The sequence below is a fragment of the Polaribacter sp. 2305UL8-11 genome, assembly GCF_058147165.1.
The window spans coordinates 281,447-302,794 of the sequence record NZ_JBYVJW010000001.1; the positions used below are offsets into that span (position 1 = coordinate 281,447).

Consider the following 21,348-nt stretch of genomic DNA (forward strand, 5'->3'; position numbering starts at 1 on the left):
TATGAAAACAAGAATACTTTTAATAGTTACTTTTATTATTGTTGTAGCAAATTTAAGTGCTCAAAATGCTACTTTTGGTTGGGTTAAGCAAATAGATAATGCAAATCAACCATATTTAGCAACAGATAATAATGGAAATACATTTTATGCTACAAAAATTAATAACTTAGTTTTTTTAGCCAAATATGCCACAAATGGAGACCTTGTTTGGTTCAAAAATTTTGTAAGAAATAATACTACAGATGGATATTTATCTTTAAAAGACATTGATGTTGATGCTGATGGAAATATATATTTAGCAGGTTATTATTCAGGTGGTTCTGTTGATTTAAATCCTAGTGCAAATGAAAACTATTTACCTGCACCTACAGGTAAGAATAATACTTTTATAGTAAAGTTAAATGCTAATGGAGATTATGTTTGGGCAAAATCAATAGGTTCAATTACATCTTCTAGAGACGTAGAAGCAAATTCTCTTGCAATTGATAGTAATAGTAATGTGTTGCTAACAGGTTACTTTGAAGATGTTGTTGATTTTAATCCTGGAGCAGGAGAAGAACTTATAACTGCAAAAGGGGGATTACATAGAAGAGATATGTATATCGTAAAATTAGATAATTTGGGTAATTATCAATGGGTAAGAACCATAGGCAAAACAAACGAAAATTGTGATGGACATATAGTAAATACAGATGCAAATAACAACGTATATGTATTAGGTAATTTTAAAGGAAATATAGACTTTGATCATAGCTCAAATACTACTTTATTAAGAGCAAGTATTACAAACGCTTATATTATGAAATACAAGCCTAATGGAGATTTTGATTGGGCAAAAAATTTAGAACTTACAGAAAATGGAGATTATGAATATGCCAAAACTGATGCGCAGGGTAATACCTATATTATAAATAATTTTGGAGGCTCATTTGATTTTGATACTAGTGATACTGGGGTTTCTAGTATTACTTCTAGAGGAGATGATGATGTAGTTACTTATAAATATGACTCTGATGGGAATTTTGTTTGGGCCAATCAAATTGGAGGAAATGGAAGAGATAGAGCATATGGAATTGCAGTAAATCAACAAGGTATTTATCTTACAGGTTTTTTTAATAGCACTATAGATCTCGACTCAAATCAAACTGGAGAGGAATTAACGTCTAATGGAGGAGATGATATTTTTGTAGTACAGTTAGATGTTAATGGTAATTTTTTTAGTGCAACACAAGTAGGTAATTTTGGAAGAGATTTTGGAGAGTCTATTTCAATAGATACTAATGGTGGCGTATATTCAGCAGGAGAATTTACTGGGCAAACCACAGATTTGGATCCAACATCAGGCTCAACTATTTTAAATTCTTTAAATGGAAGACATTATATTCAAAAGTTACAATTTCCTGTTCCAAATGATAATAATAATCCTTACACAACAATCCCAGACCAAAATTTTGAACAATATCTAATAGATAATAATATAGATTCTGAAGGAATTTTAGATGGAAAAGTATTAACTACAGATGTAGAAACTATAGAAACCATTGATGTAAGTAACAAAAGCATTGCAAATCTTTCAGGAATTGAAGCTTTTAGAGACCTTAAAAAACTATTAGCAAGAAACAATACACTTACGCAAATAGATTTAAGTAATAACCTTTTATTAAAAGAATTGTTTATAGAAGGCAATCAATTAACCACAATAAACCTATCTAACAACACAAAACTAAAAAGTATTAATATTAGTGGTAATCAGTTTACTACTATAGATGTAAGTACTTTAGCAGAACTGGAAGGATTTACATTTAATGAGAACCAAATTACAGCTTTAAACTTAGAAAACAATACAAAGTTAAATGCTCTTTATGGCTATAATAATAAAATAACAAGTCTAGATTTAAGTAAAAATACTGCATTAGTATTTTTAGATATTGATGATAATAATTTATCTACCGTAAATTTAAAAAATGGCAATAACAGTATTGTAACAGTATTTAGTGTTACTGGAAATCCAAATTTAACTTGTGTAGAAGTTGATAATGTTTCGCATTTTACCAATGGCATAACAAATGTAACTGTAGATACACAAACTAAATTTTATACCAATTGTCCCTCAACCACAGCAATACCAGATGCAAATTTTGAGGCATATTTAGAGTCTATAAACGTTGGAAATGGAGTTGTAGGAGATGGTTTAGTGTTAACAGAACTAATACAAAGCATTACAGATTTAGATATAGCATCTAAAAATATTGCAGACATTACAGGAATTCAAGATTTTTCTGCATTAATAAATTTGAATGCAAAAAATAATAGTATCAATCAATTAGACATAAGTAAAAACGTGCTTTTAGAAACTATTAATTTAGAGAATAATAAGTTATCAAATGTCGATTTTTCAAAGAATTTTAAACTAAAAAACATAAATATTGGAAATAATCAAATTAATACTATTGATGTTTATTTTTTAACAGAATTAGAATCTTTACAATGTTATAAAAACCAGATATCAACAATAAATTTGCTATCTAACAAAAAATTAAAATCATTTGTAGCAAATGAAAATCAATTGCAAATTGTAGATATTAGAGCAAACTCCAATTTAATCTGGTTAGATGTAGATGACAATGATTTAAAAAGTTTAACTGTTAAAAACACAAACAATTCAAACTTTATAACATTTAGTGCAACAGGTAACCCAAATTTAACGTGTATAGAAGTAGATAATGTAAGTTTTAGTGAAACCAATTGGACAGAAAAAGATGCAACAGCCACTTTTTCTGGAGATTGTGCACCAGCAAACGATGATTGTTCTTTTGCAATACCTTTAGTAATTGGGCAAGAAACACCTGGAGACATTAATAGTGGTAACTTTACCAATGCAACAGATTGTGTAGCAAGTACAATTATTGCAGATGTTTGGTTTTCTATAACAGTACCAGAAACAGGAGAATTTAGTATAGAAGGTTCTGGTTTTGGAGGGCTTTTAAAATTTGCTATTTACGAGTCTTGTACAAGTGCATCAGCAATTAGTTGTGGTTTAAACCTTTCCTTAACAAACCAAACACCAGGCACTGTTTATTACTTAAAAGTTTGGATGGAAGCTACCTCTAACAAAAACAGTACTACAAACACAGCTTCAGGTACATTTACTTTAACAGCAAGCGAAACCAGTGTGTTGTCTGCAGAAAATGTAGAAACAACAAGTAGCATTTTAAAATTATATCCTAATCCAGCATCAACATCTGTAGAAATAGCTACCAATAATTTGCCAATTTCATCTGTAGAAATTTACAATACTATTGGTAAAAAAGTTGTAGAGGAAAAATTGAATTCTACCAAAAACACTATAGATATTTCTAAATTATCATCTGGTATGTATATTGTAAAAGCAGTAATTGATAATAAAATAGTACAGAAAAAACTAATTGTAAACTAAAATAGACTGCTGTGTATTTTGATAAAATTTCTGTCAATTCGAGAGAGTTTTACGATTGAATAAAAAAAAATGAAAAAACAGAGGTTTTTAGAACAAAGGTATTTTTAAAATTACTTTTGTACCTAAAGACTTTTGTTTTTCGTTTTGTAAATCTTCATAAATAATTTCAAAATCATTTTTTAGGTTTTTTACAAAATTAGAAAGCCTGTCTTTGGTTAAATTGATACCAATAGATTTTCTGCTGATAGATTTTTCTGATTTTATTTTAGCAGAAGCTACTCTACCAATACCATTATCTTCTATAGAAATTTCTACAAAGTTTTTGTTTTTTTGCTGTATAAAAAGAAGTATTTTTTTGTCTTTTTTCTTAGAAGAGAGTCCATGCCAAAGTGCATTTTCTAAAAAGGGTTGCAACACTAATGGAGGCACTTTTATGGCATTCAGACTCATGTTTTCATCAACTTTTATAGTAAAATCTATTTCATTAGAAAAACGAATATTTTCTATGGTCATATACAAATCCATTGTTTCCAATTCTTCTTGTAAACTTACTTCTCTAGAGTTAGAGGCTTCTAAAATTTTTCTAATTAATTTAGAAAACTTGTTTAAATAATGAGCAGCGTTTTTGGGTTCGTTATTTATAATGTAAAGTTTAATTGAGTTTAAGGCATTAAAAATAAAATGAGGATTCATTTGACTTAACAAACTGGTCAGTTTTAATTCGTTGATTTGATTTTCGTACTTCGCCTCAATTTCTGCAAGTTTATAATCTTCTACTTTTTCTGAGAGTTGCTCATTTAGTTGATCTTTTAACTTTTCGTTTTTTTGATATTCAGATATCAACAGTTTATTGTAATCATCTCTTTCTTGTCTGTATATGTGATATTTATATCCTAAACCAATAGAAATTACAAACGCTTCTAAGCAAACTCCCATCATAAAATTATTGATGGGTCTTAAATACCCAAAAAGATAAATTTCTTTAACAGAAAAATAGAGAGAAATCAGAGAAAATCCTAAAAAGAAAATTAAGCCAAAGACAAAAAAAGTATTTAGCTTGTCTTTAAAATTATATATGATGTATAAGAAAAAGCTAACCACTACCAAAGAAACAGGCATGTAAACATACATAAAGAAATAAGAAAAATAAGCCCCTTTAAAAAATAATAAATCAATAAAATAAATAATTGTGCAAACTATAAAAGTTATAAGTATGTAGCTTTTTATCTTCTTTTCTAAACGTTTACTTTTCTGTTTTAAATTTAAAAAATAGATAGAAAACCACGTATATAATAACCAATAATACACCTGAATAATCCAATTTGCAGCATTAAAAAAACCTTGAAATTGATTACTTAAATAATTAGAAAATACGTTAGGTGTTTTGGGGATAAAGTAAACCAAGACTAAAAATAAATACCCAGCATAAATTGCAAAACTTTTATCTTTTGTAAAAAAATAAACACTACAATGATACACTATTAAAATAGCAAGCATTCCTTGTAAATGCGTAGGAAAATCTTCAAAGAATAGTTGCATGTTTTTAAGTTGTAGGTATTTTTAAGGCAACTTTGGTACCTATAGAATTTTGGTTTTCGTCTTCTAAATCATTAAAATTAAGGCTAAAAGGATTTTTAAAGTCTTTTATAAAGTTTTGTAGTCGTTCCTTGGTTAATTCTATACCAATAGATTTTCTATTAATTAGTTTTCCAGACTTTATTTTTGCGGAGGCTTTCCTACCAATTCCATTATCTGTAATATCTATTTGAATAAAATCTTTAGAAGGTTTAAACACAGAAACCACAATTTTTTTATCTCCTTTTTTAGAGGATAACCCATGCCAAAGTGCGTTTTCTAAAAAAGGTTGCAATACTAATGGAGGCACTTTTATAGATGATAAATCCAAAAGATCATCAACCTTAAACTCGTAATTAATTTCGTTAGAAAAACGAATATTTTCTATATTCATATACAAATTCATCGTTTCTAATTCTTCTGCTAAGGTTACTTCTTTTACAGCAGAAGATTCTAAAATTTTACGGACCAGTTTAGAAAATTTATTTAGGTAATGAACCGCGTTTTTCTGCTCGTTATTTATAATATAGTGTTTTATAGAATTTAGTGCATTAAAAATAAAATGAGGATTCATTTGAGTTCTTAAAACATCTTGTTCTAATGTTAAAATTCTTTTTTGGTTTTCTAGCAAACGTTGTCTATACAAAAAATATAAAACTGCTAACAAAAGCATTAAACTAACCAGAACAATAATCCAAATATTTCTACTTTCTACTAATTGTAATTGTGCAATTTCATTTTGTTTAGCCAAACTTTTTATTTGGTTGTTTTGGCGTTCGCTATCATATTTAATAATTAAATCATTAACATATTGTATGGTTCTTTCGCTAGAAATTTTACTTTCAAACTCATCAGAAAGTTTATAATATTCTAAAGCTTTTTTATAATCTTTTTTATTTTGATATAATTCTGATAAGTGACTATATGCATAAGATAATGATGAAGAAAGGTTGTATTTTTTTGCGATTTCAAATCCTTGGGTTAAGTTTTTTTCTGCTTCTGTAAATAATCCTAATTTAGATTGTGCCCAGCCTAAATTTAGATACTCGTTAGATAAATATTTTTTGTTTCCTAGTTTTTTAGCAGCGACTATATTTACTTTAATAAGCGCTATTGCTTTTTTAGGTTTATCTTGTTTTATATAAATACTGGCAATACTACTATTGCATATAATTTTACCAAAAACATTATTAATTTTATTGTTTATGTCTAAAGATTTTTGAAAATAGTTTAAAGCCTCATCTCTTTTACCTTGAGCTTCTTTTGCATATCCAATATTTTGATAATTAATAGCTAAACCTAATTCGTTATTTATACTTCTTTCTATTTCTTGAGATTCTTTAAAGCGTTCTATAGCTAAATCATACTGTTTTAATAACAAATAAATATTACCCATACTGTTTAAAGAAACAGCAATACTTCTTCGCAAACCTAAACTTGGGTTTTCTACTGTTTCTGCCAGTGTTAGTGCTTCATGGTTGTAATCTAAAGCAGTTCTATTGGCATCAATTTTCCTGTAATCTACACCCAACATATTTAAACTAAATACTCTAAACTCTATGCTATTGGCTCTTTTTGCAGTTTCTAAAGCATTTTTATGAGTTGCAATTGCTTTTTGATATAAAGAGTAGTTTCTGTATTGAATACCTAAAAGATTTTCTACATAAGTTTTACCATCTAAATAGTTTTTTTCTTCAAATAATACTACCAACTTTTTTAATTTAATAGTATCTCTTCTAAAAGGTCTTAGGTAAGAATTAATGCTTTTATAAGTAATAGGTTTTGCTACTAAAATGCTATCTATTTGAGTATTAAAATCAACTTTTTTCTTTTGTCCGTTTATAAAAAAGGAACAGCTAAAAAACAATACTATAGTAAGTAATCTTAACATATAAAGTTGGTGTTAGAATTTTTCTAAAAACTCTGATTTTCTTTGTCTAGACACAGGTATTTTTATATTGTTTTCTAAAACTACATAGCCATCTGCTTTTAAAAATTCTTTTATTTTATCTAAGTTTATAATATAAGAATTATGAATTCTAAAAAAGTGATCTTTAGGTAATAACTGGTCTATGTCTTTTAATTTTTTAGTAACAACTATTTTTTTATGATCTGCTAAAAATAAGGTAGAATAATTGCCATCTGAAGCTACGTAAAAAATATCTTTAGGTTCTAAAAACACTAATTTACCATCTGTGTTTATGGTTATTTTTTTATGATTAAGTTTTTTATTAAATTTTAGCAGCATATCTTCAAACTTATCTGCATTAAAACCTTTGGTGTTGTGTTTTTTTATTTTTTCTATAGTTTCTGCTAAATCATCAGAATCTATTGGCTTTAGCAAATAGTCTATGGCTTCTTTTTTTAATGCAGTAATAGCATATTCATTATAAGCAGTGGTAATTACAACTGCAAAATCTTTTTTGTCTAGTTTTTCTAAAAATTGAAAACCATCCATTGTAGGCATTTCTATATCTAAAAAAAGGCAATCTATCTCAGAAGATTTTAGATAAGAAATAGCTTTTTCAGGTTCTGTAAAGGTTGCAATAACCTCTATTTCGTCTTTAAAGTTAGACAACTCCCAAGATAAACCTTTTATGGCTTTCGGTTCATCATCTATAATTACGGCTTTAATCATAAAAGTCAATTTTCTCAAAGTTAAAACATATTTCTATGATTGCTTTTAAAGATGTATAAAAAGTAAACTTTTTAATTACAAATGGTTGTTTTTTACCTATAAATGGTAAAAATATACCCAAATTATTAAGAATACCATTTATACAAAAAACAATACAAACTGTACAAATACAGGTAAAACATGTTTTTAAAACAAACATCTTTGCCCAAAACAACGCGCAAAATCTTTTTAATTATGAAATCTTTAAAATTACTTTTAGCACTATTTCTTTTTACAGGAAGTAGCCTTTCTACAAATGCTCAGTTTTGGAAAAAAATTCAAAAAAAAATAGAAAAGAAAGTTGAGCAAAAAGTAGAGGAGAAAATAGACAAAGAATCAGATAAGTTAATAGATAGTACTTTAAATGGTAAAAGAAAACATAAGAATATAAATCAATCAACAAAAACTCCAAATTTTACTACTGGTAATGGAGTTTTAGAACTATATGATCATGGTTATGAATATGTGACTGAAGATTTTGCCATTTCTGTATATGGTAAATTTACGACAGAGAATTTATCGAGTTCTGTAAAAACCTATAATCAAGATAAAATTATTAAACCAGTAGATGCTTATCCTCCAGGTTACGCTTTAATTTACAATAAAGGCGGGTTTTTAAATCCGAAAGGTGGTAAAATTACAATACATCATGCAGATGCTAAGAAAATTGTTTTTTCTGTGGATGGTTTTTGGAATGATTTAGACAATAATAATAAAGTTGTTTCTGGTTCTTTTGTTAGTATGAATGTGACAGCTGTAAATGATAAAAGAAAATTAAACAATTCTAAAAACAAGGTTTCTAAATCTAAGAAATCTAATATATCAAACACAAAAAATACACCAAACTATTCCACTTCATCAACAGAAGTTGCTATTCCAGACACGTTTAAATTTAATTCTAGTATAGAAGTAGAAATTACTACAGAAGATGGTGCCAAAGCAGCCATGGAAATTTTAATAGGAGCATATAAAGATATACATGCAATGTCTCTTTCTTCTGCAGAAATGGGAGAGCAAGGTACAGTGTATAATGTAATTACTCCAAAAAGTATTACTATGTTTATGAATATGCCAGGTATGAAAATGAAAAAAACAGTTTCTGTAGACCAATTTTCTCAAGTAAATTTTGATAGTAAAATGCCAAAAAACCCAGAGAATTTACAAAAAACAGGAGCAACAAAAACCATTTTAGGATATACTTGTAACGAATATAAATACACCAATGATGGTGGTTCTATGAGTATTTGGGCAAGTAAAGATTTTCCTATTCAAAAAACAAATATTAGCATGTTAGGAATGCGTGAAAACGGATTTGTTGATGGTTTTGTGTTAGAAATAGACATAAAATCTAGTAAAAAAGAATCTGCAACTCTTAAAGTAATCAAATTCAATAAAAATAAAAACGTAATTATAAATACTAAAGAATATAAATCTTTTGGATTTTAAAAAATTGAAATTATGAAAACAAAATTACTTATCACATTACTTTTTTTAAGCACATATATTAATGCCCAATATAACTTTGAGGAAGTTGATATTAACCCCAATGGAAGTTCACAACCACATAGTTTTGTAGAATTTAATGGAGCAATCTATTTTTCTGCTATAAACGATAATTCTGGCAGAGAATTGTGGAAAACAGATGGTACAGTATCAGGCACAACTTTGGTTAGAGATATAAACCCTAATGGAGATGGTGACCCAAGAAGATTAACCGTTTTAAATAATGAACTTTTTTTTACTGCAAAAAATGGTACTAATGGTAGAGAATTATGGAAAACAGATGGTACAGAAGCAGGTACAGTAATGGTAAAAGATGTACTAACTGGACCTGGAGATGGATTAGTAAGTATATATAAGCCTTTTCACATTCATAACAATAAACTTGTCTTTGCTGGGTTTTTAATGAATCCTAATGGAGGCTCTTTTCTTTTTGAATCTGATGGTACAGAAGTTGGAACAAAACGAATTTCAAGCAATGTAAAAGTTGATTTTAATAATAGCACAGAAAGAGGTTTAGTAACATTAGGAAATACTCTTTTTTTTAATGGAAATAGTAATGGAGGAACTAATGTTGGTGAAGAATTATGGAAACACGATGGAACAATTACAACTATTGTAAAAGACATTAACCCAGGTTCCAGTTCATCTTCTCCTTCAGAAATGATAGTCTACAATAATCTTGTTTATTTTGTTGCTGACAGAAATGGAGAAGGAAAAGAATTATGGAAAACAGATGGGACAGTTTCTGGAACTATTTTAGTTAAAGATATAAGACCAGGAGGTTTCAGCTCTTTTACTAATTATGCAAGGTTTAAAGTCTTTAAAAACAAACTATATTTTTCTGCAAATGATGGCGTACATGGTAGAGAAATATGGGTTTCTGATGGTACAGAAGCTGGTACAAATTTATTTGTAGATACAAATCCGACAGGAAATCAAAATGGTATTCAAGAAACAGATATACAACAACAGCTCTTTTACGTATATCAAGATAAAATGTATTTTAAAGCTTCTAGTACTTATAATGCAGGTAATGTCGCCAATAATATAGAACCTTGGGAAACAGATGGAACAGTTGCAGGAACAAAACAAATAGCTGACTTAAATCCAAATGGTAACTCTATGGATGATTATTGTTCATTTTTTAACCATAACAATAGATTGCTTTTTACAGGTAGAGATTTTAATGATACTTCAAAAGGGACATTATGGTCATACGATTTTTCAAATTCGCCTAAAATAATTATGCCAGAAAACACTACTTTAACTGATGTAGAAACAGATATCTATAAACCAATTGTTTTTAACAGTTCTTTATTTATAGCAGCAAAGTTTAATATCAGTAATAATGATAATGGATCAGAATTATGGAAAATTAATAGTACAGCCCTAAATACTGATAATTTTAACACAAATAAATTATTAGAAATAAAATTATATCCAAATCCAGCTAACTTTAACACTAATATTTTGTTAAGTAGTAATAAACATATTTCTAAAATCTCTTTCTTTAACCTTAGAGGACAAAAAGTAGTTGAAAATTTATATAATGATTTACTTGAAGTAAAAATAAACACAAGTAATTTATCAACAGGTATATATATCATAAAAGTAATATCTGGAAATACAGTAATTACAAAAAAATTAATCATTAAATAATCACTTAAAAATAAATGTAATATGAAAAATTTAAAACCAATTTTAACTACTTTTTTAATCGCTTGTTTTTTAACTTTTACCTCTTGTAGTAGTAATGATAATGATTTAGAAGCGCAAGAAGAGCTTTCTGAAAAAGTAATGCAAGATTTTGCAAAAAACATCAATAGTCTAGCAGTGCCTAATTCTATGAAAAACTCTAGCAATACTTATGCACAGCAAGCAAGCACTCAATTTACAGCCTTGCAAAGTTTAGCAGGAGCATTTACAGGTTTTTTTACGGTTCCAGATAATGCAGTATCAGCAAAAAGCAGTGTTAAATCTAAAACAGCAACTAAATTTTTAGAGTTTAATTCTAAAACTTATACTTGGTCTGCAGATGGTGTAACTGTTACGTATGTAATTTCAGAACAATCAGACAGGTATACTTTTTCTTACGCTATTGCATCTGCTAATGCAACAGGTAAATTAATGGACGGATATCAACTAAAAGATGGGAGTTATGCAGAGCTAACTTTATATGATGATAATACAGAAATATCTAAAATAAAATGGTCTATAAAAGATGATATTACAAAAATAGAATTAACATCAGATGGTATTAAATATACTTTAGAATCTAATACGTCTAACAATTCTGGTAGTTTAAAATTATATGAATCTAGCACTTTAACAGCTTCTTATGTTTGGAGCTCAGATGGAAAAGGAACTTATACAAACCATATTTCTGGTAAATCATATACTTGGTAAAATTTAAAAGGAGAAAGTAAAAATCGCAATTATTAAGATTAGGGGTTAATAAAAATGATTGTGTAAACAGTGTCAAAGAAATTTGATGCTGTTTTTTTTTGGCACGTTAATTGTTTTAACAAGTCTTTAACATTTTAAAACTTAACTATTATGAAAAACTCAAAAAAACCTATCAGAAAACTAGAAAAGTTCTCAAACATTTTTACACAACTAGGCTTAGTTTTAGTGCTATTTATTGTTTATGTTTCTTTAGAACATCAAACAGAACAAAAAAACATAATTGCAGATGCTACTTATGAACCCCAAACTACATTTATAGAACCAACCACAGAAGTTTTCTTTACTAAAGAAGTAAAAGTTGTACCAAAAGTAGAGATTCCTAAAACAGATAAATTTATTGTAGATGCACCAATAGAAAAAGGCAAAAATGAAGATATAGAAACAGTAATAGATTTACCAAAAGACGAGCCTGTTGCTGTAAATCCTGAAGATATAGTTGAAATAGAAATTCCTGTAGACCCAGGTCCAGAAACAATACCTTTTTTATTAATAGAAAATGCACCTGTGTTTAAAGGTTGTGAAGGATTATCTAAAAAAGAAAACAAAATTTGTTTCGATAAAAAAATGAAAAAATTTGTACAACGTAATTTTGATATAGAATTGGCTAATGAATTGGGGCTAAATTCTGGTAAACATAGAATTTATACAGAATTTGTAATAGACAAAACAGGACATATTATAGATTTAAAAGTAAGAGCACCACATCAAAAATTAGAAAAAGAGGCAGGTAGATTAATAAAAAAACTACCACAATTTACACCAGGCAAACAAAGAGATAAACCTGTAAAAGTTAAATATACCTTGCCCATTTTATTTAGTGTACAATAAATATAAGCCCAGCCTAAAAGGTTGGGTTTTTTTAATAGTTTATTTTTTACTTTTGTAATATGAGAATCAATCAATATTTAGACGCTACATATTTAAAAACTGCAAATCAGGCAAATCTTACTGAAAAAGAAAATCAGCAAAAAGTTATCGATTTAATAAACGAAGCTATTTTGTACGATTATAAGCTAGTAATGATTAGAGCCAAACACATTCCATTAGCAAAAAAAATGCTTCAAGAAGCAAAAAAAGAAACCTTAATTGGAACAGTAATTGGTTTTCATCAAGGCACAAACACCATTCAAGAGAAATTAATAGAAGCAGAAAAAGCAATTAATTTAGGCGCAGATGAACTGGATTTTGTCATCAACTATAACCAATTTAAGCAAGGTAATTTAGAGTTAGTAAAAGAAGAAGTAACTAAATGTACAGCTATTTGTCTTAAAAATCATAAAGTTATTAAATGGATTATTGAGGTTGCAGCCTTAACAGAAAAAGAAATAGTTGTAATTTCGCAATTAATCAAAGACGTTGTTTTTAATGTTTTTGGATCAGAAAATGCGAAAAATGTTTTTGTAAAATCATCAACAGGATTTTTTAAAACAGAAAATAATTTACCAAATGGTGCAACTTTAGAGGTGATGAAAATAATTTCTAAAACTGCAAAACCATTAAAAATAAAGGCAGCTGGAGGTGTAAGAGATTATGAAACTGCTTTAAAAATGATTAGTTTAGGAGTAGATAGAATAGGAACTTCTTCTTCTAAAGAAATTGTAAACAAAGAAAAAGCAACAAATACAGGATACTAACTTTGGAAGATTTTTTTGCCCACGAAACAGCTGTAATAGATGCCAATTGCAAAATAGGTAAAGGCACCAAAATATGGCATTTTAGTCATATTATGTCTAATTCAGTAATTGGGCAAAAGTGTAATATTGGGCAAAATGTGGTAATTTCTCCAGAAGTAATTTTGGGTAAAAATGTAAAGGTGCAAAACAATGTTTCTATTTACACAGGCGTTATTTGCGAAGACGATGTTTTTTTAGGGCCTTCTATGGTTTTTACAAACGTAATTAACCCAAGAAGTGCAGTGCAAAGAAAAAACGAATATCAAAAAACTACAGTTAAAAAAGGCGCAAGTATTGGTGCAAATGCAACCATTATTTGTGGCAACACTATTGGTAAATATGCATTTATTGGTGCAGGAGCAGTAGTAACCAAAGAGGTTTTACCTTATGCACTTGTTGTAGGTAACCCATCAAAACAAATTGGTTGGGTTAGTGAATTTGGACACAGACTAGAATTTAATAAAGACGGTTTTGCAACTTGTAAAGAGAGCCTGCAAGCATATCAATTAAAAAATAACACAGTAACAAAATTATAGAATGATAAAAAGATACCTATTTTTAGTTTTATTATTTCCTTCAATATTATTTTCTCAAGAAGAAAGATACCCTATTTATGATGTGTGTAAAGGATCGCAAATAGAGTCTTTAGAAAACTGTTTTTTTGCAACTACAAAAAAATATTTTTTCTCTGTTTTTAAAACACCTTCAATTGTAGAAAACGAAGCATTTACAGGCTCAGTAAATATTAAGTTTGCAGTTACAGAAAAAGGAGATTTTAAATTAATTTACATAAATACACCTTACAAGGAGCTAGAAGATGAGGTTAAAAGGGTTTTTAAAAATTATCCTAAAATTACTCCTGGTTGGTACAACAATCATCCAACAGAAATGAAATTTATACTTCCAGTAAAATTTCCAATTACTCAAGATCAAGCAGAAGTAAGTGTAAAAACAGATACAACTAATGATAAAAAACAAGATATTTTTACAGTTGTAGAAAAAACAAGAATTGCAGACTCTACTTTTTTAGAACACAACAGCAATATAAATGTACCATTTACACATCAAAAATATGTAGATTATGAGTTTGCAATGCACAAAGCAAAAGGTACACATACAGCATCTAAACCTTATACATATATAGAGGTTGAAAAGCATTTTGATTTAACAGCACAAAAAAAACAATTTTTAAAACCTAATAAAAGAACTTGGGTAGGAAATAAAATTTGGAACGAACACCTACTGCAAATCAAAAAGAAAGATTATTGGCTAACCATAGATTTTCTTTTAGACGTACAACTTGGTAAAGACAACTCAGATGTACCATATACATTCAACAATACAAGAGCAGTTCATTTAAATGGTGCTATAGGTAAAAACTTTTCTTTTTCTACAACATATTATGAAAGTCAAGGAAGATTTGCCAGTTACGTAAACAGTTTTATAGAAAACCCTGCACCCAATGTAAGACCTAAAAACTCAGAAGGTTTGGTGCCAGGAAGAGGCAAAGCAAAACGTCATAGAACAGATTCTTTCGATTATCCTGTTGCAGAAGGCTATTTAGCATATACCCCAAATAAATACATGCAATTTCAGTTTGGTAATGGTAAAAATTTTATTGGAGATGGGTATCGTTCTTTTGTTTTGTCTGATGTTTCTGCACCAACAACATATTTAAAAATGAAAATAGATTTGTGGAAATTCCAATACACCAATGTTTGGTTATGGAATACAGAACCCTCTATATCTTCAATATCTGACCCAAATGAACATGCCAGAAAATATGTAGCTGCACATTATTTAAGCTTTAATGTTTCAGAAAGATTAAATTTAGGTTTTTTTGAAACTGCAATTTCAGCTGGAGAAAATGGTTTTGATGCAGGTTTTTTAAACCCCTTAATTTTTTACAGATCATTAGAGTTTAATAGAGGGGAAGATGCAGGAAATGCCATTATTGGTCTTACAGGTAAATACAAATTAAATGATAATGTTTCTTTATACTCTCAATTAATTATTGATGAGTTTTCTTTTGGAAACCTTAATGATTTGAGTGATTGGAGAAACAAATTTGCCTATCAAATTGGCGCAAAATATTTTGATGCTTTTGATGTAAAAGATCTATTTCTTCAATTAGAATACAATTATGCAAGACCATATACTTTTGCACACAAATCTCCAATACTCAATTATGGGAATTATAGCCAACCTTTAGGACATCTTTGGGGTGCCAACTTTTGGGAAGCAATTGCAATAGCTAGGTACAGAAAAGATAGATGGACTGGTTACGCAAAATTTATTTTAGGAAAAAAAGGGTTCGATTTTCAAAATCAAGCAGTTAGTTATGGAGGAGATATTTATCAATCTTATAACGATCGTTTTGCAGATACAGGAAATGAATTAGGGCAAGGAAACACTGCAAATATTTTTATTGCAGACTTTCAAGCTAGTTATTTAATTAACCCAGCTACCAATACAAGCCTATTTGCAAGCCTATCTTATAGAAATTTTTCGCCAAAAGTATCTTTGGTTGGTTTTCCTGAAGGCTCAAATGTTTGGTTTTCAGTAGGGATTAGGGCAGATATGTTTAATTGGTACTTAGATTTTTAAAAAATTTCAAATTTAATATTGAAGAACAAGCATTTTTACATATATTTGCAGGGTGATTTTTAAGTAAATCACACTTTTTCTTTTTCATAGCAATTTTCCCACTCAATTTATTGAGTGGGTTTTTTTATGCTAAAACCTTATTAAATATATGGTAAAGTCATATTTATCAAATATCTTTGCAAACTATTTGTTATAAAATGAATACAACATTTGTTACAGGCAATTCTACAACTATGAAAGCTATTATTTCAGACTTTAAGCAACTTACTAAAGTTGGTTTGTCTTTAAGTGTGGTTTTTTCATCTGTGGCTGGTTATTTATTAGCTGTAGACATTGTTAATTATTTTACATTGTTTCTTTTAGCTTTAGGAGGGTTTTTTATGGTTGGAGCATCAAATGCTTTTAACCAAATTATAGAAAAAGACACAGATGCTATTATGAAACGTACACAAAACAGACCTTTACCAACAGCAAGAATGTCTGTAAATATGGCGTTAACTATAGCTGTTTTATTTACCATTTCTGGTATTTCAATTTTATATAGTATCAACCCTAAAACTGCCCTGTTTGGTGCCATTTCAATATTTTTATACACAAGTGTATACACACCTTTAAAATCGGTAACACCACTTGCTGTTTTTGTAGGCGCTATTCCAGGAGCAATACCATTTATGTTAGGTTGGGTAGCTGCAACAAACCAATTTGGTATAGAAGCAGGTTTTTTATTTATGATTCAATTTTTCTGGCAATTTCCTCATTTTTGGGCAATTGGTTGGTTGCAATATGAAGAGTATAAAAAAGCAGGTTTTAACATGCTACCTATGAACACAAAAGATAAAGGAGCTGTAAAACAAATCATTTTTTACACAGTAATTATGATTTTAGTATCTATTGCACCTGTTTTAAAATTGTCTGGTGCTTTTTACATCCATCCTATTACAGCAATTATAGTAGCACTTTTAGGAATTTACATGTTGTATTTTGCAATTAAACTGCATAAAACTGAAGAAAATACAGACGCAAGAAAATTAATGCTATCCAGCGTTTTATATATTACTGTTGTACAAATTGTATATGTGGTAGATAAATTTTTACATTAAAATGGTAGGAGAACAAACTTTAAAAGAAGAATTAACGGTTGCCAAGAAAAAATCTGCAAAACCAATGTTATGGGTTTCTATGATTAGTATGGTAATGTTTTTTGCAGGATTAACAAGCGCTTACGTAATAAGTATGAAAAGAGATGATTGGGTTTCTTTTGATTTGCCTCAGGCATTTTATGTAAGCACAATATTAATAGTGGCAAGTAGTATTACATTGTTCTTATCGCAAAAGTTTTTAAAACAAGATAAAAGAGCAATTTCTTTAACTTTAGTTGTTGTTACTTTATTATTAGGTATCGCTTTTGTGTGGCAACAATATGTTGGATTTAATCAACTTAAAAGTGTTGGATTATTTTTTACGGGCCCAGAAAGTACAGTATCAACCTCATTTATTATAGGAATTACATTTATGCACGTTTTACACCTCTTAGCAGGTATTATTGTGCTTTTTGTTGTAATTTATAATCATTTTAAATACAAATACAAATCAGACAATATGCTTGGGTTTGAACTTGGTGCAATCTTTTGGCATTTTGTAGATATACTATGGATTTATCTATTTTTCTTTTTCTATTTTATCAAGTGATGAAAAATAGTTATTTTTGGCGAACTAATTAAGAATTAATTAACAGAGAATATAATATGGAAGCAAATATTGCTATACCTACTGATAACAAAGACACTTGGAATGGTGGAGGTGTAAAACCTTTTGGCGCAAGTTATGGTAAAATGATGATGTGGTTTTTTATCGTTTCTGATGCATTGACCTTTTCAGGTTTTTTAGCAGCTTACGGTTTAACACGTTTTAAATTTATAGATTCTTGGCCAATTGCAGATGAAGTATTTACGCACGTACCTTTTGTTCATGGAGAGTTTCCAATGATTTACGTTGCTTTTATGACCTTTATTCTTATTTTTTCTTCTGTAACAATGGTATTAGCTGTAGATGCTGGCCATCAAATGAAAAAAAATAAAGTAGCTTGGTATATGTTTGCAACCATTATTGGTGGTTTAATTTTTGTGGGTTCTCAAGCTTGGGAATGGAATACATTTATTAAAGGTTCTTATGGAGCAGTAAAAACTACAGATGGTAAAATTTTACAATTTGTAAAAGACGGTCATCAAATAGCATTGTCCGATTTTGTGGTAGGAGAAAGAACAGATGGTAGAGTAGAGCATACTAGAAAAAATGGGTTGTGGTTTGAAAAAGAAGCAACCATTTCTACATATTCTGTAGATCAAGTAATAAACGCATACAATGCAAATCCAGATATCTTAATAAAATCAGAATTAATTAATGCTGATGAGAAAAGTAAAGTAATTCTGTCTAGAGCAGAAGGAGCAGCCCAATTAGCTAAAACAAAAATGGTTGTAGAGGGTGCAAACCTTAAAGTAAACGAGTATGGAAATACCATTTTTGCAGACTTCTTTTTCTTTATTACAGGGTTTCATGGTTTTCACGTTTTATCAGGAATTATAATTAATATCATCATTTTCTTTAATGTTATCTTAGGTACTTATGAAAAAAGAGGACATTATGAAATGGTAGAAAAAGTAGGATTATATTGGCACTTTGTAGATTTAGTTTGGGTATTTGTATTTACTTTCTTCTACTTAGTGTAAAATAAGTTTTTAAGATGTAGACATCTTAATTTCAATAAAACTGTCATTTCTGTAAAAACAGGAATCTTATAAAAAATAATAGCATATTAAAAAATGGCACACGCACAATCGCACACAAAAAGAATTTGGAACGTATTTTGGATTTTATCTGCAATTACAATTGTAGAAGTAGTATTGGGTATCTATAAACCAGATTCATTACACCTTACAAGTATTTTAGGAACAAGTCCTCTAAACTGGATTTTTATTCTTTTAACCCTAGCAAAAGCTTACGGAATTACTTGGGCTTTTATGCACATGGAAGGAGAAAAAAAATGGTTTAGACGTGCTGTAGTTTGGACAGCCGTTTTTCTAATTTGTTATTTAGTAACCTTGTTATTAATAGAAGGAGACTATTTACACAGTACATTAGCACCACTTGTAAGATGGTAATTAAATAATATTAAGGTGGTTTTAACCACCTTTTTTTAGCTATAAAAAGTTGTTTTAGTTTAAATTAATTTTTTAACAAATGAAATTTTTTACAAAAAAAAGAATCGTATTATTTCTACTTTTTATATTCCCTTTAATCTGTTTTTTAATTTTATCTACTGGAGAAAATAACTTTACAAAACTACCTATAGTTACACAAAATATTATTGATGTTTCTCAGATTGATGCAAGCAAACAAGCAAAATTAAAAGACCATATATCTATTATATGTTTTTTAGGAAATGACATCAACGCAAAAAAATCTGGACTGTTTAATTTGAATGAAAAAGTATATAAGAAGTTTACAGATTATAAAAAATTTCAAATAATTGCCATTTATCCAATAGGTAAAGAAATAGAAGCACAAAAATTACAAAAAGAGATTGGTGCTTTTACAGATATGCAAAAATGGAAGTTTATAGCAAGCTCAAAAGAAGAAATAGAAAGTTTTTACCAAAGTTTTTCTTTTAATGAGCCATTGGATAACCTATCATCATCAAAAGTATTTTTGGTAGATAAAAATGTAAATTTAAGAGGTAGGCTAAAAGATGAAGACTCTAAAAACGGTAAGCTTTTTGGGTATAATATGAATTCTGTAGCAGAATTAAATGCAAAATTAAAAGATGATGTAAAAGTTTTGTATTACGAGTATTATGCAGCATTTAAAGATAGAAATAAAAACAAAGCAGATAGAAAAGAAGTAGGTTTATGAACAAAAAATATTCTTACATAGGTATTACTTTTATTATTTTATTATTTGGTATTTACACAGTTCCTAAAGTTGTAAACCATTTTAAAAAAGTAGATTTATATAAATTTAATAAAGTACCAGATTTTGAATTTACAGATCAAGAAGGTCAAACAATTACCAATAAAGATTATCAAGGTAAGGTGTATGTAGTAGAGTTTTTCTTTTCTACTTGCCCAACCATTTGTCCAATAATGAATCAAAAAATGGTAACCATACAAGATGCGTTTTTTGGAAATCCAGAATTTGGTATAGCTTCAATATCTATTACACCAGAAATAGATACACCAGAAATTTTAAAAACGTATGCTAAAAACAATGGCATAACTCATAAAAATTGGCATTTACTTACAGGAAAATCAGAAGATGTAGTTTATGCCTTATCAAACAAAGGTTTTAAATTATATGCTGGAAAAGGAGATGAAGCACATGGTGGTTTTGAACATTCAGGCTTATTTGCTTTGGTTGATAAAGAAGGTTATATAAGATCTAGGAAAGATGAATTTGGAAATCCAATTATGTTTTACAGAGCCATAGAAGAACAAGGATTTCCAGACCAAATAAAAGAATTGAAAGAAGATATTAAATTGTTGTTAAATGAGTAATACTGAAATGAATTCAGCAAAAGTTCAAGCACAAGAAAAAAAATACAAAAAAATAATTACAGCACTATCAGTTATTATTCCTTTAGCTGTAGCTGCGCTGTTTGGAGTCAATTTAAAAAAGCTAGGTTTTGATGTAAAACCATTAACTTTTTTACCTCCAATTTATGCATCAATAAATGGTTTAACAGCAATAGTATTAGTTGTAGCAGTTATGGCTATAAAAAAAGGAAATAGAAAATTACACGAGCAATTAAACACATTTGCAATCTTGTGTTCTTTGGTTTTTTTACTGATGTATATAGCTTATCACATGACTTCAGATTCTACCAAATTTGGTGGTGAAGGAGTTATAAAATATGTGTATTATTTTATTTTAATCACACATATTATTTTATCAATAATTGTAATTCCGTTTGTATTAACAACATTTATGAGAGCAAAATTAGGTAATTTTCCAGCACATAAAAAAATTGCCAAAATTACGTTTCCTTTATGGTTGTATGTTGCTGTAACTGGTGTTGTTGTGTATGTAATGATTTCTCCATATTATGTATAAAAAAAGAATTTTCGGCTTATTTTTATTGATGATTTTTTCATCTAAAACATCATTTACACAATGTGCAATGTGCAAAGCTGTAGTAGAAAATGGCGATGTTTCTATGGCAGAAGGTGTAAATAATGGAATTACTTATTTAATGGTTTTTCCTTACCTTTTAATTGGAGCTTTGTTCTTTATAATTTATAGATATAAAAAGAAAGCCAAAAATTAACATTTATATAAGAGTCAAGTATTGTAACATATTTTACTTTTAGTCGTCTTATAGAAACTGTTAAAAGGTAAAGTGTTCAGTATTGATATAG

At 28.6% G+C, this 21,348-nt stretch carries 19 protein-coding genes; 16 read left to right on the forward strand and 3 right to left on the reverse strand.

Annotated elements, in window-relative coordinates; genetic code table 11:
* Nucleotide 1: 1 nt before the first annotated feature.
* Entirely contained in the window at nt 2-3,436 is a 3,435-nt protein-coding gene (locus tag ACY2RW_RS01350; protein ID WP_490120887.1) for a T9SS type A sorting domain-containing protein, read from the forward strand.
* A gap of 87 nt (nt 3,437-3,523) precedes the next feature.
* Here ACY2RW_RS01350 and ACY2RW_RS01355 read toward each other — a convergent pair whose 3' ends face one another.
* Genes ACY2RW_RS01355 through ACY2RW_RS01365 form a run of 3 tightly spaced genes read right to left on the reverse strand, consistent with a single transcriptional unit; the run spans nt 3,524 to nt 7,649 of the window.
* Nucleotides 3,524-4,975, reverse strand: coding sequence for a sensor histidine kinase (locus ACY2RW_RS01355; RefSeq protein WP_490120888.1), 1,452 nt, complete (start codon nt 4,973-4,975; stop codon nt 3,524-3,526).
* Between the two features lie 4 nt (nt 4,976-4,979).
* Nucleotides 4,980-6,902 (reverse strand): tetratricopeptide repeat protein, encoded by a 1,923-nt coding sequence (locus tag ACY2RW_RS01360; protein WP_490120889.1) that lies wholly within the window; start codon nt 6,900-6,902, stop codon nt 4,980-4,982.
* A gap of 12 nt (nt 6,903-6,914) precedes the next feature.
* Nucleotides 6,915-7,649, reverse strand: a complete 735-nt coding sequence (locus ACY2RW_RS01365; protein ID WP_490120890.1) for a LytR/AlgR family response regulator transcription factor — start codon at nt 7,647-7,649, stop codon at nt 6,915-6,917.
* Nucleotides 7,650-7,883: 234 nt separating this feature from the next.
* Between ACY2RW_RS01365 and ACY2RW_RS01370 the strand changes: the two genes are divergently transcribed.
* The 15 genes from ACY2RW_RS01370 to ACY2RW_RS01440 all read left to right on the forward strand — a co-directional run bounded on the left by ACY2RW_RS01370 (nt 7,884) and on the right by ACY2RW_RS01440 (nt 21,257).
* A complete protein-coding gene (locus ACY2RW_RS01370; protein ID WP_490120891.1) occupies nt 7,884-9,134 on the forward strand; it encodes a DUF4412 domain-containing protein in 1,251 nt (416 codons plus the stop codon).
* Nucleotides 9,135-9,146: 12 nt separating this feature from the next.
* Nucleotides 9,147-10,850 carry an ELWxxDGT repeat protein gene (locus ACY2RW_RS01375; RefSeq protein ID WP_490120892.1) on the forward strand — a complete coding sequence of 568 codons (1,704 nt, stop codon included), beginning with the start codon at nt 9,147-9,149 and terminating at the stop codon, nt 10,848-10,850.
* A gap of 21 nt (nt 10,851-10,871) precedes the next feature.
* Nucleotides 10,872-11,597, forward strand: coding sequence for a hypothetical protein (locus ACY2RW_RS01380; protein WP_490120893.1), 726 nt, complete (start codon nt 10,872-10,874; stop codon nt 11,595-11,597).
* A 150-nt stretch (nt 11,598-11,747) separates the two neighbouring features.
* Nucleotides 11,748-12,485 carry an energy transducer TonB gene (locus ACY2RW_RS01385; RefSeq protein WP_490120894.1) on the forward strand — a complete coding sequence of 246 codons (738 nt, stop codon included), beginning with the start codon at nt 11,748-11,750 and terminating at the stop codon, nt 12,483-12,485.
* Between the two features lie 59 nt (nt 12,486-12,544).
* Nucleotides 12,545-13,291: a deoxyribose-phosphate aldolase gene (gene deoC, locus ACY2RW_RS01390; protein WP_490120895.1), complete on the forward strand. Its 747-nt coding sequence runs from the start codon at nt 12,545-12,547 to the stop codon at nt 13,289-13,291.
* Between the two features lie 2 nt (nt 13,292-13,293).
* Nucleotides 13,294-13,866 (forward strand): acyltransferase, encoded by a 573-nt coding sequence (locus ACY2RW_RS01395; RefSeq protein WP_490120896.1) that lies wholly within the window; start codon nt 13,294-13,296, stop codon nt 13,864-13,866.
* A 1-nt stretch (nt 13,867) separates the two neighbouring features.
* On the forward strand, nt 13,868-15,937 hold the full coding sequence (locus ACY2RW_RS01400) for a gliding motility protein RemB (RefSeq protein ID WP_490120897.1): 2,070 nt from the start codon (nt 13,868-13,870) through the stop codon (nt 15,935-15,937).
* A 197-nt stretch (nt 15,938-16,134) separates the two neighbouring features.
* Nucleotides 16,135-17,037, forward strand: a complete 903-nt coding sequence (gene cyoE, locus ACY2RW_RS01405; RefSeq protein WP_490120898.1) for a heme o synthase — start codon at nt 16,135-16,137, stop codon at nt 17,035-17,037.
* 1 nt (nt 17,038) lies between these two features.
* Nucleotides 17,039-17,626: a cytochrome c oxidase subunit 3 gene (locus ACY2RW_RS01410; protein WP_490120899.1), complete on the forward strand. Its 588-nt coding sequence runs from the start codon at nt 17,039-17,041 to the stop codon at nt 17,624-17,626.
* A gap of 56 nt (nt 17,627-17,682) precedes the next feature.
* Entirely contained in the window at nt 17,683-18,663 is a 981-nt protein-coding gene (locus ACY2RW_RS01415) for a cytochrome c oxidase subunit 3 (protein ID WP_490120900.1), read from the forward strand.
* A gap of 93 nt (nt 18,664-18,756) precedes the next feature.
* Nucleotides 18,757-19,095, forward strand: coding sequence for a cytochrome C oxidase subunit IV family protein (locus tag ACY2RW_RS01420; protein WP_490120901.1), 339 nt, complete (start codon nt 18,757-18,759; stop codon nt 19,093-19,095).
* Between the two features lie 79 nt (nt 19,096-19,174).
* The gene (locus ACY2RW_RS01425) at nt 19,175-19,846 is read left to right on the forward strand and encodes a hypothetical protein (protein WP_490120902.1); all 672 of its coding nucleotides are present in this window, start codon (nt 19,175-19,177) and stop codon (nt 19,844-19,846) included.
* Nucleotides 19,843-20,487 (forward strand): SCO family protein, encoded by a 645-nt coding sequence (locus tag ACY2RW_RS01430; protein ID WP_490120903.1) that lies wholly within the window; start codon nt 19,843-19,845, stop codon nt 20,485-20,487. The genes ACY2RW_RS01425 and ACY2RW_RS01430 overlap by 4 nt, the downstream gene beginning before the upstream one ends.
* The gene (locus ACY2RW_RS01435) at nt 20,480-21,043 is read left to right on the forward strand and encodes a DUF420 domain-containing protein (RefSeq protein ID WP_490120904.1); all 564 of its coding nucleotides are present in this window, start codon (nt 20,480-20,482) and stop codon (nt 21,041-21,043) included. The genes ACY2RW_RS01430 and ACY2RW_RS01435 overlap by 8 nt, the downstream gene beginning before the upstream one ends.
* The gene (locus ACY2RW_RS01440) at nt 21,036-21,257 is read left to right on the forward strand and encodes a hypothetical protein (RefSeq protein WP_490120905.1); all 222 of its coding nucleotides are present in this window, start codon (nt 21,036-21,038) and stop codon (nt 21,255-21,257) included. The genes ACY2RW_RS01435 and ACY2RW_RS01440 overlap by 8 nt, the downstream gene beginning before the upstream one ends.
* Nucleotides 21,258-21,348 lie beyond the last annotated feature (91 nt).